The 16,588-nt window shown below is 55.5% G+C and carries 15 protein-coding genes; 9 read left to right on the top strand and 6 right to left on the bottom strand.

All coding sequences use genetic code 11. The features are described from left to right. Positions 1-3: 3 nt before the first annotated feature. Entirely contained in the window at positions 4-912 is a 909-nt protein-coding gene (locus AC0TNG_RS12935; RefSeq protein WP_417927016.1) for a LysR family transcriptional regulator, read from the bottom strand. Between the two features lie 100 nt (positions 913-1,012). Here AC0TNG_RS12935 and AC0TNG_RS12940 point away from each other — a divergent pair, with 100 nt between their 5' ends. The 7 genes from AC0TNG_RS12940 to pheP all read left to right on the top strand — a co-directional run bounded on the left by AC0TNG_RS12940 (position 1,013) and on the right by pheP (position 10,251). Beyond that, a complete protein-coding gene (locus AC0TNG_RS12940; RefSeq protein ID WP_473713249.1) occupies positions 1,013-2,011 on the top strand; it encodes an aldo/keto reductase in 999 nt (332 codons plus the stop codon). Positions 2,012-2,315: 304 nt separating this feature from the next. Continuing rightward, on the top strand, positions 2,316-3,332 hold the full coding sequence (locus AC0TNG_RS12945) for an iron ABC transporter substrate-binding protein (RefSeq protein ID WP_473713250.1): 1,017 nt from the start codon (positions 2,316-2,318) through the stop codon (positions 3,330-3,332). A gap of 24 nt (positions 3,333-3,356) precedes the next feature. Beyond that, the gene (locus AC0TNG_RS12950; protein WP_473713251.1) at positions 3,357-4,931 is read left to right on the top strand and encodes an ABC transporter permease; all 1,575 of its coding nucleotides are present in this window, start codon (positions 3,357-3,359) and stop codon (positions 4,929-4,931) included. 1 nt (position 4,932) lies between these two features. After that, positions 4,933-5,964 (top strand): ABC transporter ATP-binding protein, encoded by a 1,032-nt coding sequence (locus AC0TNG_RS12955; protein WP_024906893.1) that lies wholly within the window; start codon positions 4,933-4,935, stop codon positions 5,962-5,964. 150 nt (positions 5,965-6,114) lie between these two features. After that, positions 6,115-6,390 carry a DUF1471 family periplasmic protein YahO gene (yahO, locus tag AC0TNG_RS12960; RefSeq protein ID WP_024906894.1) on the top strand — a complete coding sequence of 92 codons (276 nt, stop codon included), beginning with the start codon at positions 6,115-6,117 and terminating at the stop codon, positions 6,388-6,390. 185 nt (positions 6,391-6,575) lie between these two features. After that, positions 6,576-8,759 (top strand): TonB-dependent receptor, encoded by a 2,184-nt coding sequence (locus tag AC0TNG_RS12965; RefSeq protein ID WP_473713252.1) that lies wholly within the window; start codon positions 6,576-6,578, stop codon positions 8,757-8,759. A gap of 103 nt (positions 8,760-8,862) precedes the next feature. Next, positions 8,863-10,251, top strand: coding sequence for a phenylalanine transporter (pheP, locus tag AC0TNG_RS12970; RefSeq protein WP_032646221.1), 1,389 nt, complete (start codon positions 8,863-8,865; stop codon positions 10,249-10,251). 86 nt (positions 10,252-10,337) lie between these two features. On the opposite strand, the gene AC0TNG_RS12975 is transcribed toward pheP, so the two are convergent. Together AC0TNG_RS12975 and AC0TNG_RS12980 are read right to left on the bottom strand one after the other, a co-directional pair. Then, complete coding sequence (locus AC0TNG_RS12975) at positions 10,338-11,582, bottom strand: mechanosensitive ion channel family protein (RefSeq protein WP_024906897.1); 1,245 nt, start codon at positions 11,580-11,582, stop codon at positions 10,338-10,340. Between the two features lie 65 nt (positions 11,583-11,647). Then, positions 11,648-13,084 (bottom strand): MFS transporter, encoded by a 1,437-nt coding sequence (locus tag AC0TNG_RS12980; protein WP_473713253.1) that lies wholly within the window; start codon positions 13,082-13,084, stop codon positions 11,648-11,650. Between the two features lie 107 nt (positions 13,085-13,191). On the opposite strand from AC0TNG_RS12980, the gene AC0TNG_RS12985 reads away from it, so the two are divergent. Next, positions 13,192-14,061: a helix-turn-helix transcriptional regulator gene (locus tag AC0TNG_RS12985; RefSeq protein WP_473713254.1), complete on the top strand. Its 870-nt coding sequence runs from the start codon at positions 13,192-13,194 to the stop codon at positions 14,059-14,061. Between the two features lie 150 nt (positions 14,062-14,211). Beyond that, positions 14,212-14,814 (top strand): hypothetical protein, encoded by a 603-nt coding sequence (locus tag AC0TNG_RS12990; protein WP_473713255.1) that lies wholly within the window; start codon positions 14,212-14,214, stop codon positions 14,812-14,814. Positions 14,815-14,841: 27 nt separating this feature from the next. Here the strand turns inward: AC0TNG_RS12990 and nfsB are convergent, their stop codons facing one another. The 3 genes from nfsB to AC0TNG_RS13005 form a co-directional block, all read right to left on the bottom strand. After that, entirely contained in the window at positions 14,842-15,495 is a 654-nt protein-coding gene (gene nfsB / locus AC0TNG_RS12995; protein ID WP_157188718.1) for an oxygen-insensitive NAD(P)H nitroreductase, read from the bottom strand. 120 nt (positions 15,496-15,615) lie between these two features. Then, positions 15,616-15,984 (bottom strand): MmcQ/YjbR family DNA-binding protein, encoded by a 369-nt coding sequence (locus tag AC0TNG_RS13000; RefSeq protein WP_024906902.1) that lies wholly within the window; start codon positions 15,982-15,984, stop codon positions 15,616-15,618. Further along, positions 15,974-16,564 (bottom strand): TetR/AcrR family transcriptional regulator, encoded by a 591-nt coding sequence (locus tag AC0TNG_RS13005; protein ID WP_024906903.1) that lies wholly within the window; start codon positions 16,562-16,564, stop codon positions 15,974-15,976. Before AC0TNG_RS13005 ends, AC0TNG_RS13000 begins: the two co-directional genes overlap by 11 nt. Positions 16,565-16,588 lie beyond the last annotated feature (24 nt).

A 16,588-nucleotide genomic window follows, 5' to 3' on the forward strand; every position in this document is an offset into this window, starting at 1 on the left:
CTCTCAACGCACGTCTTTATTCATCGACATCACCCACGCTATGAAGGTTCTCAGCGGTGCTGGCAGATGTTTTCGGCTCGGGTAGTAAACACAAAAATTATCAGCGGGATAGGTATAATCAGGTAGCAAACGGACAAGTTTGTTTTCGCTAATTTTATCCTCAACCAGATTCTCATAAACAAACGCAATCCCTAACCCATATTCAGCAGCCTGGATCATTGCCGCGTCTGAATCGACAACCAGATCGCCATTAACAGATACCTCCATTGTTTCCCCTTGTGGATCCATAAACTCCCAGCGATACAGCTTTCCATCAGGAAAACAGCGATTTATACACCTGAAATTGACCAGATCTTTTGGTGAGTCAGGCGTGCCTGATTTCTTCAGAAAATCGGGGCTGGCAACGGGAATAAGAGCCATCTTGCCACCAAAAGGAATGGCAACCATATCTTTAGGAACATCTTGTGTATAACGTATTCCGGCATCGAAACCTGAATCGATAATATTGATTTTTCTGTCAGTGGTGAACAACTCTAATTTAATACCCGGGTAATCATTTTTGAACGTAACGAAATGGCTTTGAAAAAAGAGATCAACCACGATCCGGGGTAAGTTGACTTTGATGACGCCTTCTGGCTTTTCTTTGTGGTCATTGAGATTATCAATGACGCGTTTGTAGTCATTCAGGACGGGCGTCACGTCATCAAGAAACGCTTTACCGACGGCAGTCAAAGACAAGCTTCGGGTGGAGCGATTCAAAAGTCTAACCCCAAGTTTTTCTTCAAGATTATTTATGGCGACAGTTAACGTCGGCGCTGAAACATTTAATTCTTTTGCGGCCTGACGAAAACTCCCGTGTTTTACAATAAGAAGTAATATTTCTATATGTTGTAACTCTGGTGCATTTTTCATTGTTAATTCTCATAAAATACTGCATTAAAAATATACTAATTGTTATGCGTTAAGAATGAAAGTATATATTTCCTGTCATTTATCAAAACAGGAATATAAGATGAAAACACGTTATCTGGGAAAAGATAAATTCCAGGTGTCAGCACTGGGGTTGGGTTGTATGGGGATGAGTTTTGCCTATGGTGGCGCCGAAGAATCGGAGGCGATCAATACCATTCACGCTGCGGTCGATTTGGGCGTTACCTTCCTTGATTCAGCGGAAGTCTATGGCCCCTATGATAATGAAGTCCTGGTCGGGAAAGCGATTAAAGGCATTCGCAACAAGGTACAGATTGCGACTAAATTTGGTTTTCGCATCCTTCCCTCCGGACGCGGGCTTGAACGTATGGCTGGTGTTGACAGCCGCCCTGAACATATTCGTGAAGCGGTAGAAGGTTCACTTAAACGTCTCAATATTGAGACTATCGATCTGCTTTATCAGCACCGCGTCGACCCGTCTGTACCTGTTGAAGACGTTGTGGGAACAATGGCTGATTTAATCAAGGAAGGGAAAGTTCGCCATATCGGGCTTTCAGAAGTCTCAGCCGACACGTTACGCCGGGCCTGCAAAGTTTATCCGATTACCGCAGTGCAAACGGAATATTCGCTCTGGACTCGCGAGCCGGAGGAAAGCATTCTCAACGCTTGCCGCGAGCTGGGCGTTGGGTTTGTGCCCTACAGTCCGCTGGGTCGCGGATTTTTAACCGGGAAAATCACGGACAGCTCCGGCTTTGGCGAGGATGATTTCCGGCGGAACCTGCCCCGCTTCCAGAAAGCAGCGATGCAGAAAAACCAACAGCTGCTCGGCCAGCTACAGGATGTCGCGGATAAATACAGCTGTTCCCTCGCGCAGCTGGCCCTCGCATGGGTGATGAGTAAAGGAGATGACATTGTTCCTATTCCCGGGGCTCGAAAAATAGCGCATTTGCAGGATAATGCGGGGGCGGTCAGCCTGAATCTTTCCGATTCTGATATTAAGTTCGTTGACCATGTCTTTACGCCTGACAATATCCATGGGCAAAGATATAACCAGGGTGATTTTAATTTAATCGATAAATAACACACTGCATTACATTCTCCCGCCTCTCTGGCGGGAGAGTTGTTCATCTGTGCATTAAATGTCGCAATAATAAATAGAAGGCTAATGAATTCTTCTTCCGTTCAGTCTTAAGGTTTTCTTAATTTTGAATTGAACTATCTTTCCCATCTGGATTTTTATCATTTCAAACCACGCAATAATGAAATTTTACACTTTTACGCGTAAACTGGATTGATACTAATTATCATTAGCGTTGTTGTGTGCTTTAATCCTGTCCCACAAAGCTATGAGTGGTTACTCCCGTTGGTCTATTAAGGATATGTTCATGAATTCTCGCCTGCTGTCCTGCTTCTCGCTTGCCTTGTTGTCGTCATCTCTTTTCCTTTCCACACAATCAGTTGCCGCCGATAACAACGAAGGTATCGTTGTGTATAACGCGCAGCATGAAAACCTGGTGAAGTCGTGGGTTGACGGTTTTACCAAAGAAACCGGCATTAAAGTGACTTTGCGCAATGGTGATGACAGCGAGCTGGGTAACCAGCTGGTTCAGGAAGGCAGCGCATCGCCGGCCGACTTATTCCTGACGGAAAACTCACCGTCCATGGTGCTGGTGGATAACGCTAACCTGTTTGCGCCGCTGGATGCAGACACCCTGAAGCAGGTACCGGCAGAGTATCGTCCGGCGCACGGTCGCTGGATCGGCATTGCCGCCCGCAGCACGGTATTCGTCTATAATCCTGCAAAACTGAGCGAGCAGCAGCTGCCTAAGTCGCTGATGGATCTGGCGAAACCCGAGTGGAAAGGCCGCTGGGCGGCATCACCGTCAGGCGCGGATTTCCAGGCCATCGTGAGCGCGATGCTGGCTCTGAAAGGCGAAAAGGCCACTCTGGAATGGCTTAAGGCGATGAAAGCCAATTTCGTTGCCTATAAAGGCAACAGCACGGTGATGAAAGCCGTCAATGCCGGCCAGATTGATGGCGGCGTGATTTATCACTACTACCGCTTTGTCGATCAGTCTAAAACCGGTGAAAACAGCAAAAACACCCAGCTCTACTACTTCAAACACCAGGATCCGGGCGCGTTTGTGAGCCTTTCCGGCGGTGGCGTGCTGGCGTCCAGCAAGCACAAAGCCCAGGCGCAGGCCTTCATCAAATACATTACCGGCAAAGAAGGTCAGGAGAGTCTGCGTACCAACAACGCCTTTGAATACGCTGTGGGCGTAAACGCGGCCTCAAACCCGAAACTGGTCCCACTGAAAGATCTTGATGCACCGAAAGTTGAACCTTCAACGCTCAACAGTAAAAAAGTTATCGAGCTGATGACGCAAGCCGGTCTGCTGTGATCCTGAGAGTGAAGTGAACGTCTTATGTCTGGTCTGAGTCTCGACATCGGAAAAAACAGAGTGCAGGAGCCTGCCCGCAGGCGTCCTGCACTGCCGATGGTTGCGTTAGCTGTGTTGTTTTCATTAATGGCGCTTCTGCCTTTGGGTTTTATCATTGCCATTGGCATTGAGACCGGCTGGGAAACCATTAAGGCGCTGGTGTTTCGCCCGCGTGTTGCTGAGCTACTCAGCAACACGCTGTGGCTGACGGCTTTAGCGGTTCCGCTGTGTATCGTGACGGGCGTGGCGATAGCCTGGCTCACCGAGCGCACGCAGCTTGCCGGGCGAGGGATCTGGTCTGCACTGGCGGTCGCCCCGCTGGCGATCCCCGCGTTTGTGCAAAGCTATGCCTGGGTAAGCGTTGTCCCCTCCATGCATGGGCTCTCCGCGGGCGTGTTCCTCTCCGTTCTGGCCTACTATCCGTTTATCTATATGCCGGTTGCGGCGGTGCTGCGTCGTCTTGACCCGACGCTTGAAGATGTCGCCGCATCGCTCGGCACGCCGCCCTGGCGGGTCTTTTTCCGCGTGGTGCTGCCGCAGCTCAAGCTGGCTATCTGCGGCGGCGCGCTGCTGGTGGCGCTGCATCTGCTGGCGGAATATGGCCTGTACGTGATGATCCGCTTTGATACCTTCACCACGGCAATCTATGACCAGTTCCAGTCTACCTTCAGCGGCCCGGCGGCGAACATGCTGGCGGGCGTGCTGGCCTTATGCTGTCTGGCTATCCTGGTGCTGGAAGGCGTAACGCGCGGAAAAGCACGCTACGCGCGCATTGGCGCCGGGGCCGCGCGCGAACAGAAACGCTGGCCGCTGAAGCCTGCGGCTGCCGCGCTGGGCCAGCTGTTTTTCATCGTGCTGATCGTGCTGGCGCTGGGCGTGCCGTTGATTGTCCTGTGCCGCTGGATTTGGCTCGGGGGCGTGCAAAACTGGATGAGTCCCGATCTCTGGCACTCCCTGCGCCAGACGCTGATGCTCGGCGTGGGCGGTGCGCTCCTGACAACGGCGTGCGTGATCCCCATCGCGTGGCTCGGTATCCGCTATCCGCACCGTATCTTCCGGATGCTGGAAGGGTGCATCTATATCACCAGTTCACTGCCGGGCATTGTCACGGCGCTGGCGCTGGTCACCGTCACTATTCATTATGCCCGCCCCATTTACCAGACGGAAATTACCCTGTTCCTGGCCTACCTGCTGATGTTTATGCCCCGAGCGCTCATCAACCTTCGGGCGGGGATTGCGCAGGCGCCGGTCGAGCTGGAAAACGTGGCGCGCAGCCTGGGCAGCACGCCCGCGAAGGCGCTCTGGAGCGTTACGATGCGGCTGGCCGCGCCCGGTACTGCGGCGGGTGCCGCGCTGGTTTTCCTCGGCGTCAGCAACGAGTTGACCGCCACGCTGTTGCTCTCTCCGCTGGGCACGCGCACGCTCTCTACCGGATTCTGGGCGCTGACCAGTGAAATTGACTATGTGGCCGCCGCGCCTTACGCGATGCTGATGATCCTGATTTCACTCCCGCTGACCGCCATTCTCTATATGCAGTCGAAAAAAATTGCAGGGCTATGACATGCTTGAATTAACCGCCATTTCTAAATCGTTTGCTGATGTGCAGGTGCTCGACAGCTTAAACCTGAGCGTTGCGCCGGGGAGCAGGACGGCGATTGTCGGGCCGTCCGGGTCGGGGAAAACCACGCTGCTGCGTATTCTTGCCGGTTTCGAAACGCCTGACACCGGGCGTATTGTCATGCAGGGGAGAACGCTGTTTGATGAAAACCGTTTTGTCCCTGCCCACCAGCGCGGGATCGGTTTTGTACCTCAGGAGGGGGCGCTGTTCCCGCACCTCAATGTGGCAGACAACATTGCCTGGGGGCTGGACGGCACCCGCCACGAGAAACGCCAGCGCGTTGAGGCGCTGATGGAGATGGTGTCTCTGGACAGGCAGCTGGCAACGCACTGGCCCCACGAGATTTCCGGCGGGCAGCAGCAGCGCGTGGCGCTTGCCCGTGCGCTGGCCCAGCGTCCTTCACTGATGCTGCTGGATGAACCGTTCTCGGCGCTGGATACCGGCCTGCGCGCCATGACGCGTAAGGCAACGGCCGATCTGCTGGCCGAAGCGGGCGTGGCTTCGATTCTGGTCACCCACGATCAGAACGAAGCGTTGTCCTTTGCCACGCAGGTTGCCGTGATGCGCTCCGGACGCTTCACACAGGTCGGTACGCCTTATGAGGTTTACACCCGTCCCGTTGACGAAGAGACTGCGCTGTTTCTTGGCGACGCCGTGATCCTGCCAGCTCAGCTCGCTGCCGGGTATGCCGTGTGCGCGCTGGGTGAAGTGCCGACGGACAACGCGCATGCGACAGGACAGGGCAGGGTGATGATGCGCCCTGAACAATTACGCGTGACGGCATGTGCCTCACATGAAAGCCCGATCTCGATTCTTGATGTGGACTTCACCGGACAGCTATCGACGCTCACCCTCGGATTAGCCGGGCAGCAACAGCCCGTGATTCTGAAGACCGTCAGCCAGCCAGGATGGAACCCGGGCACGGCGGTACGCATTGATATTGCTGGCACCGCGCGGGTATTCGACTATTCTTAATATTCGTTAGTAATTTCATGCAACGGGTTGTTATAAAAGAATTTTCCCGAACGTATGGCATTTCCTGAGATTCTCTACCATGCTCATAAAACCTCACCACAATGCGTGAGGTTTTTCGTAGTTGCTGATTAATCTCAAGGAAAAAAGGTTATGAAAAAGACGACTGCTATTTTGTTGGGAACGGCGTTACTGTTTACGACCAATGCTTTTGCTGCTCAGTTGCTGACAAAAAATGAGTTCAAGAAAGTTGCGTCTCAGTATCAAAAAATCGGTACGGTAAGTACCTCGAATGAGGTATCGGTTGATGATGCAAAAAAAGAACTGATTGAGAAAGCCGATAAGAAAGGCGCAGATGTCCTGGTGCTCACGTCAGGGAACACCAACAATAAAATTCACGGTACGGCCAATATCTACAAGAAAAAATAACGTCACTGCAGCCACCCCGAAACGGGGTGGTTGTTCCTCACCCTGTCTCCCCATCTATTCATGTTGTTCGCGGTTACGCTTGCTAACGCATAGATAATGCGTATAGTTCTCATTTGCATTGCTATCAATACATTCTAAGGCCCGACAACGGGTCATTTTTGCGCGCACGTTTAAATGAGTTAACGATGAACAACACCAACATACACAAAACGCTACTGGCGCTCGCCGTTGGCGCGGTAACACATTCCGCCTTCGCGGCGGACGATAAAAAAGAGGACACCCTCGTTGTCCAGGCTGCGCCAGCCAGCGATTTCAAACCCGGTGGCGACCAGTTGGTACCGGCCTTCCTTGACGGGCAGATGGCGAACGGCGGGCGCATGGGGATGCTGGGCCAGCAGAACGCCATGGACGTGCCGTTCAACATCATCAGCTACACCTCGAAGCTGGTGGAAGATCAGCAGGCGAAAACCATTGCCGATGTCGTCGCTAACGACGCGGGCGTGCAGTTCGTCCAGGGGTTCGGCAACAGCGCGGAAACCTACCGTATTCGTGGCCTGAAGTTCGACGGTGACGACATGACCTTTGGCGGGCTGTCCGGCGTGCTGCCGCGCCAGGTGGTGGATACCCAGATGGTTGAGCGCATTGAGATCTTCAAAGGGGCAAACGCCCTGATGAACGGCGCGGCGAGCTCCGGCGTGGGCGGGATGATCAACCTTGAGCCAAAACACGCGGGCGAACTCCCGCAGGCGAAAGTGGGCGTGGACTACACCTCAGATTCTCAGATTGGCACCACGCTGGATGCGGGCCGTCGCTACGGCGACAACGACCAGTTTGGCGCGCGGGTGAATCTGGTGCACCGCGAAGGGGAAACCGGCATACCGAACGATCGCCGCCGCACCACGCTGCTCTCTACCGGCCTGGATTACAGCGGTGACCGCTTCCGCACCTCGCTTGATCTGGGCTATCAGAAGAAAACCTTCCACGGCAGCCCAACCAGCGTCAATATTTCGGCGGTGGATTTCGTGCCCGAGCCGCCGAAAAACGATCGCAACTTCTCGCAGAAGTGGGCCTACAGCAACATTGAAAACGAGTTCGGGATGTGGCGCAGCGAGTACGACATCACCGACGGCTGGACCGCCTATACTGGCCTGGGCGCGCAGCACGCGCATGAGGAAGGGATCTATAGCGCGCCGAAGCTGGTAGATAAAAGCGGCAAGGCAACGGTCAGCCGCCTTGATACCAACCGCATCAGCGATTCCGTCAGCGGCATGGCGGGCATTCGCGGTAATTTCAATACCGGTTTCGTCTCGCATAAGGTCAACGTCGGCTACTCGGCGATGACCAAAAACGAAAAAATCGCGTGGAAAATGTCGGCGACGAAGGATAACCCGACGACCAACATCTACCACAATACCGGCGTGGATATGCCGGATAGCAGCAACCTCAACGGCTCAGGCGGGAAATACAGCGATCCGCTGACCAGCGGGCGCACCCGTACTCAGGGCTGGCTGCTGAGCGATACGCTGGGCGTACTGGACGATAAGCTGCTGTTCACCGCCGGGGCGCGCCATCAGAAGGTGGTCGTTCGCGGGTATAACAAAATTACCGGTGCGGAAAACGCGGCAGACGGCTTCGACGGCAGCCGCTGGATGCCAACCTACGGCGTGGTCTACAAGCCGTGGGAGGAAATCTCCCTCTATGCTAACCATACCGAAGCGCTGCAGCCGGGCAAAACCGCGCCTAATACCGCCACCAACTACGGCCAGAGCACCGGTATCGTGCACTCTAAGCAGAACGAAGTGGGCGTGAAGGCGGACTTTGGCCGCGTGGGCGGATCGCTTGCGCTGTTCGAAATCAAGATGCCGTCGGCGATCCTCGACGACAGAGGCCACTACGGCCTTGACGCCGAGCAGCGTAACCGTGGCGTGGAGCTGAACGTCTTTGGCGAGCCCCTGCTGGGGATGCGCCTCAACGCCAGCGCCACCTGGCTGCAGGCCGAGCTGACCAAAACCAAAAATGGCGTCAATCAGGGGAACGATGCGATCGGTATTCCGAACTTTTACGCCGTGCTGGGCGCAGAGTACGACATCAAGCCGATTGACGGCCTGACCGCCACCGCCCGCGTGAACCACTCCGGCGCGCAGTACGCTGACCTGGCAAACACCAAAAAGCTGGACAGCTACACCACGCTGGATCTGGGGATGCGCTATCGCTTCGCGGTGAACCACAATGCAAACCAGATGACCGTGCGCGCAGGCATCGATAACGTGACCAATGAAAACTACTGGGCCAGCGTGGACGATTCCGGTACTTACATCACGCAGGGCGAACCGCGCACCTTTAAGATCTCGGTTGGCTACGAATTCTAAGCGTTCCATCTCGTTATCCGGGGCAGGGATGCCCCAATCCCTTGCTACCTCCAGCATGAAGTGTTAAAACGTGCCCCTTCTAAAAAAGAGACAGGGGTAGGACGTGAAAGACGCGTCATCCGCTTCAGGCCATGGTAGCGCCGAAGCCTCGTCGGATCAGAATCCGACGCTGCAACGTGGTTTGCAAAATCGACATATTCAGTTAATTGCCCTTGGCGGCGCGATCGGTACCGGGCTGTTTCTTGGTATCGGCCCCGCTATTCAGATGGCTGGCCCGGCGGTACTGCTGGGGTATGGTATCGCCGGGATTATCGCCTTCCTGATCATGCGCCAGCTTGGCGAGATGGTTGTTGAAGAGCCGGTTTCAGGCTCCTTCGCGCACTTTGCTTATAAATACTGGGGCCCGTTTGCAGGCTTCCTGTCCGGCTGGAACTACTGGGTTATGTTCGTGCTGGTGGGGATGGCGGAGCTGACCGCCGCAGGCATCTACATGCAGTACTGGCTGCCGGATGTCCCGACGTGGATCTGGGCGGCGGCCTTCTTCATCATTATTAACGCCGTTAACCTCGTCAACGTCCGCCTGTATGGCGAAACCGAGTTCTGGTTTGCGCTGATCAAGGTACTGGCGATTATCGGCATGATCGGCTTTGGCCTGTGGCTGCTGTTCTCCGGCCACGGCGGCGAGCGCGCCACGATCGATAACCTCTGGCAGCACGGCGGCTTCCTGGCGACCGGCTGGAAAGGGCTGATCCTCTCGCTGGCAGTGATCATGTTCTCCTTCGGCGGATTAGAGTTGATTGGCATCACCGCCGCGGAAGCGCACGACCCGCATAAAAGCATTCCAAAAGCGGTTAACCAGGTGGTATACCGTATTCTGCTGTTCTACATCGGCTCGCTGGTGGTGCTGCTGGCGCTCTATCCGTGGGTGGAAGTGAAATCCGACAGCAGCCCGTTCGTGATGATTTTCCACGATCTGAACAGCAACGTGGTCGCCTCGGCGCTGAACTTTGTCATTCTGGTGGCGTCTCTGTCGGTCTATAACAGCGGCGTTTACTCCAACAGCCGTATGCTGTTTGGCCTCTCCGTGCAGGGCAACGCGCCGAAGTTCCTTACCCGCGTCAGCCGTCGCGGCGTGCCGGTAAATTCCTTGTTCCTTTCCGGTGCCATTACGTCGCTGGTAGTGCTAATCAACTACCTGCTGCCGAAAGAGGCCTTTGGCCTGCTGATGGCGCTGGTTGTCGCCACGCTGCTGCTTAACTGGATCATGATCTGCCTGGCGCACCTGCGCTTTCGTGCCGCGATGCGCCGCAAGGGACGCGAAACGCAGTTCAAAGCGCTGCTTTACCCGGCGGGGAACTACATCTGTATCGCTTTCCTGGGGCTAATTCTGGTGCTGATGTGCACCATGGATGAAATGCGTCTTTCGGCGATGCTGCTGCCGGTGTGGGTGGTGTTCCTGTTTATTGCTTTTAAGCTTTCCCGCAAAAAGTAGCACGTTTTTCACCCTCTCCCTGTGGGAGAGGACCGGGGTGAGGGCACCAGACCGCACTTACCTTCACGCCCGGGTGCCTACACAGATTACCTGGCAATGACCCCCGACAGGGCGCGAATATCGTTCCCGGTCGGGGACTGGTGAATACGCAACCCAAATTCATCCACCACCGCGAAAATATGGTCGAAGATGTCAGCCTGAATCTCCTCATATTCTGCCCAGACCACCGTATTGGTGAAGGCATATATTTCAATCGGCAAACCATTCGCGTCAGGTGCTAGCTGACGCACCATCAGCGTCATATCTTTGCGAATGCGCGGGTGGTTGCGCAGATATTCGTTCAGGTAGGCGCGGAAGGTGCCGATATTGGTCATCTTGCGCAGGTTTAGTACCGATTCCCCTTCACCGTTCTGCTGATTCCACAGGTTAATTTCCTCATGACGTGCGGCCAGATAAGGCTTCAGCAGTTTCGCCTGAATGAGTTTCTGCTGCTCCTGCTCGTCGAGGAAATGAATACTGGTGGTATCAATATTCAGGCTGCGCTTAATACGTCGCCCGCCGGAGGCCGACATGCCGCTCCAGTTGATAAAGGCGTCGGAGACCAGGGCCCACGTCGGAATGGTCGTAATCGTATTATCGAAATTGCGTACTTTCACGGTGGTCAGGCCGATATCCGTCACCGTGCCGTTGGCGCCGTATTTAGGCATCTCCAGCCAGTCGCCGAGCTTGAGCATGTCGTTGGCGGAAAGCTGAATACCCGCCACAAGTCCGAGTATCGGATCTTTAAACACCAGCATCAGCACGGCGGCCATGGCGCCCAGACCGCTTATAAGAATCGCCGGGGACTGGCCGATGAGCAGGGAGATAATCAATATCCCCACCAGGATGGCGCTCACCAGCTTGATGCCCTGGAAGATCCCTTTCAGCGGCAGCTGTGACGCGGTGGCCATTTTCTGCGACAGATTGAAAATCACGTCCAGCAGCGAGAAGAAGGAGAGCAGGGCATAAACCATTACCCACAGCCTGGCGCAGGTAGTGAGAATTTCCGCCGCTTCGCTGCCTTTTTGCAGCCACAGTACCGCCTGGACGTTGACAATTATCCCCTGCAGGGTAAAGGCCAGACGGTGAAATAATTTATTCTGGGTGATGATCTGCAGCCATAAATGGCTGCTGGCCTGCGCGCGTTTTTCGAATGCGCGAAGCACCCCTTTGTGCAGAATAAAATGAACGATGATGGCGGTCAGAAAAATAATACCAAAGATAATCACTAAAGAGGTGGTGTGATTAATTTCAATGCCTAACTCTTCAACCTGAGCAATCAATTCCTGCATAACGTCTCCTGTATTTTTGCAGCCCCATAATGGCGGCTGCGGATCTATTATGCAAATTCACGAACTTATTTGGCGGCCTGGCAGACCTTTACCACCGGCAGGCACAGGCTATGGCGGATGCGCAGCGTCGCCAGAGCCAGCACCACCATCATGGCCGTTTCCACCATCAGGAAAACGTTAATCGCCTGGGTGTAATCCCCGTGATGGTTTTGCAGCGCGTGCGGCAAGATTGCGCCAAAAATGGCCGGGCCAAGACCCAGCGCGGCCTGCTGCAGCGTGCTTAAAATAGCGCTCGCGGCCCCCGCGTCGTCAGGCTGAATGTCGCGCATCCCGATGCGGTAGAAGCTGTTCACGATCAGCGCCTGCCCGTAGCCCACCAGTCCGGTGGCGGGTGCCAGCGTCAGGGCGGTATTCTCCATGCCCCAAACGCGGAACGTGGCGATCAGCGCCAGCAGGCCGGTAATCTGGATCGCCAGACCCGTCAGCAGGATAGTGCTGGTGCTGTAGCGGGCAATCAGCCGCGGTGCGAACCACGCCGACACAAAGTAGGTCACGCCCAGGGCGATAAAACTGTTCCCGGACTGCCACGGCGCCATCCCCAGACCGGTTTGCATGGTCAGGGCCATACAGAACATAAACCCGGACCAGACGCTGAAAAAAAGCATCGCAATCAGAATGCCAAAGCGCACGCTGCGAAGCGCAAGCAGGCGCGGCGGGATCAGCGGGTGGGCATTCTCACGCTCTTTTTTGCGCGCATTCAGCGCCATCAGCCAGGCCAGCGGGACCAGGGCGAGCAGCATCGTCTTCAGCGGCCAGGACCAGTGCCACTGCGGGCCGAGCGCCATCGGGAACAGCAGGCAGCAAAGCATGATGGCCAGCAACACGGTACCCGGCCAGTCGATGCGTGACGGCGTCTCGCGACGGGTTTCCGGTACGAAGCGGCGGCTCAGCGCCAGCACCACCAGACAGATCGGCACGTTGATAAAGAAGGCGTTACGCCAGCCCAGTCCGGCGATATCCGCCGACACCAGCCAGCCCCCGCCCATCTGCCCGACGATAAACGCAATCCCGCCGATGCCGCCGAACAGGCTGATGGCTTTTGCATGCGCCGTACCTTTCAGCGTCACGTGCAGCGTGGCAAGAATTTGCGGCATGATCAGTGCGGCACCCGCGCCCTGAACGATGCGCGCGGCGAGCAGCTGTTCAATGTTCCCCGCCATTCCGCACAGCAGCGAGGCCAGACCAAAGCTCGCCACACCCCACATAAACAGACGGCGACGGCCAAAATTATCCCCCAGCTTGCTGCCGAGCGCGAGGCAGACGGCAAAGGCCACGCCGTAGAGCGCGACGATCAGCTCCAGCTCGGTGGCGGTAGCGTGCAGTGAATGGGTAATGGCGTCCAGCGCCACGTTGGTGATTGAGGTATCAATCATCGGCAGCATCTGGCCGGTTAACAGCAATATCAGGCCAGCGCGACCCGGTGAAACAACTGACGTATTCATGGTAACTCCATTGCGTCATTCAACAGATGGTCGTAGCATCTACCATCAGATAAACGGGTACCAGTTCTTGCTTATACTGGTACTGGCACTACCATGCAGGGGGATTTATGGCGCTGATGTCTGAACCCGTCGTCTCACTTCAGGATGACACCCGAAAACAGCTGGGGGCATTTTTACGCGCGCGGCGTGAAAGCCTCGATCCGCAGCGCTTAGGCCTGCCGCGCAGCGGTCGCCGCCGCACGCCCGGTCTGCGTCGGGAAGAGGTAGCGATGCTCGCTGAAGTGGGCGTAACCTGGTACACCTGGCTTGAGCAGGGCAGGGACGTCAATCCGTCCAGCGCGGTGATGGCGGCCGTGGCAAAAGCGCTGCAATGTACCCCGACCGAGGCCCGGCATCTGTTTGTATTAGCGGGTTTGCCGCCGGGTGAAGCACCCCAGGCGGTCTGCTGCGAGGGCATCAGCGAGGGCACACGCCGCCTGCTCGACACCCTGCTGCCAAAACCTGCCAGCATCCAGAAACCCAATTTCGACATCGTGGCGTGGAACGACAGCTTCGGCCACCTGATGGGGGTGGATTTCAATGAAATCCCACCGGAAGATCGCAACTGTATTTACCTGTTCCTCACGCATCCGGCGTGGCGCGCGCGCCTCGGCAGACGCGACGACGTGCTGCCCATCTTTGTCTCCTATTTCCGCGCGGCGATGGCCGAGCACCGGGGTGACCCATTGTGGGAGGCCAAACTGGCGCGCTTCTTTGCGGTGTCCGAAGAGTTTAAAACCCTGTGGCACCAGCGTAACGACGTGCGCGGCGTGGAGAACCAGCTCAAGCTGTTTACCCATCCCGAGCTGGGAGAGTTTACGCTGCAGCAGATGTACTGGTATTCCGCACCGCGAAACGGGTCGCGTCTGCTGGTGTATCTGCCGGTAGATGAGGCAGGGGAGAGGGCGATGGCGTGGCTGGCGGCGCAGGGGAAATAGTTTTTTGCGAGGGGCTTTCAGGGAGTAAGAGCCGATTCTGCTAAGTGGATGAGACAGGTGTAAGGTGGGTTTAACTTAATCCAGTCGACTGAATCGACATCATTTCGATGAGGTGTTAAGTCGTCTATACTCACGCCATGAGAAACCACCATGTCGCCACTGATGATTGATTCCGCAGATTTCAGCCAAAAATTAGGCCTTATCTCCCGAAACGTGGAACATACTGAAGCGTTTCTTGCGCGGGGCACGGTGGATTTTCATCTGCCAGGATTTATGCTGCCGGTGGGATATCGCCTGTTAAAATCGCGCAACGGTGATGAATATCGTCTCGTCACCACCGACGACGGAAAACCCTATACGGCGTATGCCGTTAAGTTGACGTTTCATAAAGAAATTACCTTTCCCCACGGGGCTGCGACACAGGTTATGGTCTGGCGTACGCCACGCGCTGTCCATCAGCGGGTAATCAGTGGATTACCCCAATCCTTCTTCCAGTGGGTGCTAAGCGAATACGACATTGTGGTTTCTGACAGCGAACAAACCGGTGACGGACAGCGGTTTTGGTTACGCATGATCGACTGGGCATTCAGCATGAATTATCGGATAAGCGTGGCGGACGGTACGGTAGGGGAAGAGTGGCACTTAACACCGGTGAGTTCATACGCCGAGCTGGAGGAGCGCTGGATTGCGTTTGCCTGGGGATACGATCGCGACGTGCATCCACATCGCAGGTTAGTCATCAGTAAAGCGTAACGGGCCGCACAGAGCGGCCCGTGTTGATTAGCACTCAGTAAGAATCGTGCTCAGCGGCAGGCGAGATTTCGGCAGCGTGGCGTTGAAATCTTCCACGCTGTGATGCCCAACCGGCACCACCACCAGGCTGGTGAAGCCCTTCTCTTTCAGGCCAAACTCTTCGTCGAGGATCGCAGCGTCGAAACCTTCGATCGGTACCGCGTCCAGGCCCATTGCACCCACGCCCAGCAGGAAGTTGCCGACGTTCAGGTAAACCTGCTTCGCCATCCACTGGTCGTCATCTTTTAGATCCACGCGGTGCATGTCGGCAAAGTAGGTACGGCCCTTATGGTTCGCGGCTTTGGCTTCCGGGGTGTTGAAGCGACCGTCGGCTTCTTCCTGATCGACAACGCGCTCCAGCCAGGCATCGTCCATCGCGGTTTTCGCGCAGAACACCACCACGTGAGATGCATCCAGCATTTTGCGTTCGTTGAACACATAGGTGCCTGCCGCGGATTTCGCCACCCGCGCTTTTCCTTCCTCGGTGCTGGCCACAATGAAGTGCCACGGTTGGGAGTTGGTGCTGGACGGGCTGTACTGCAGCAGGGTTTTGATTTTTTCCGCTTCTTCCGCGGTCAGTTTTTTGCTTGCGTCGAACGCCTTGGTGGAGTGGCGTTTCAGGGCGACAGAAATGATATCCATAACAACTCCTGGTGATGAAATTCGCCCGCTCGCGGGCGCGAAAGGAAAGCAGATTACCGCGCGAAGCGGCAAAAGATAAGTGCAATTCGAGCGCTTAATCTGTTCGTCTCAGACGAACAATCAGACTGGCCTAATCCACTTCTGGTCTTTTTTCGGCAGCTTATCCACCACCAGATGCCAGGAGTCATTAATGAGGTCGGTAACCAGTTCCGGCGTCACGTCGTCAGTGCCGTAAAGGGAAATCCAGTGCTTTTTACTCAGATGGTAGCCGGGTTCTACCCCGCGGTAGATCTGCTGGTTTAACAGTGATTTCTCCGGGTCTGACTTCAGGCTGACGTGCGGCCGCCCGTGCGCGACGGCCACAATCATGAAAATTTTTCCGCCCACTTTGAAGACGTCAAACTCCGGCCCGAACGGCCAGCAGTGTTCGGTGAACGGCAGTTCCAGGGCCACACGCATAGCGTGCTCCTGTAAGGCTTTACTCTCCATTGGCGTCCTCATACGCAAGCCCGCGCCACATCACCTCAAAGCCGAGCGCTTTAAAATCAACGGCGCGGGACGGATCGCGGGTGGCAAATTCCATCGTGCTTTCAGCCAGCGATAAGAAAAGTGCATCGCCAAACGTTTTAAATTCATCCGACATAAACACCGGGCGCACCGAGCGGCGGCACAGCTCATGGAGTTCCGGGAACATATCTTTCACCGCCTGTTCCGTTTCGACGCTCAGCTTTTCACTGACGCCAATCTGGCGGATCGCCGCATGAGAAACGGGGTTACGTATACCCCAGTCCACATAGCTGTTCCAGATATTGCGGGTATGTTCTTTAGGCAGCGTGATGGTGCGATCGAGGTTCGCCAGCATGGTCTGGCAGAGATCCTGCTTCAGATGCACATAGAGGGCATTCAGCAGATCGTCTTTCGTAGCAAAGTAGCGGAACAGGGTACCTTCGGCGACGCCCGCCTTACGGGCAATGAGCGCCGTTGAGGCGGCGATACCTGACTGTGCAAACGCCGCCGTTGCGGCTTCCAGTAAGGCCTGTTTTTTATCTTCACTCTTCGGACGTGCCACTAAATTGTTCCCCCTGTCAATGAT

The organism is Enterobacter sp. PL_is514, from assembly GCF_055816715.1.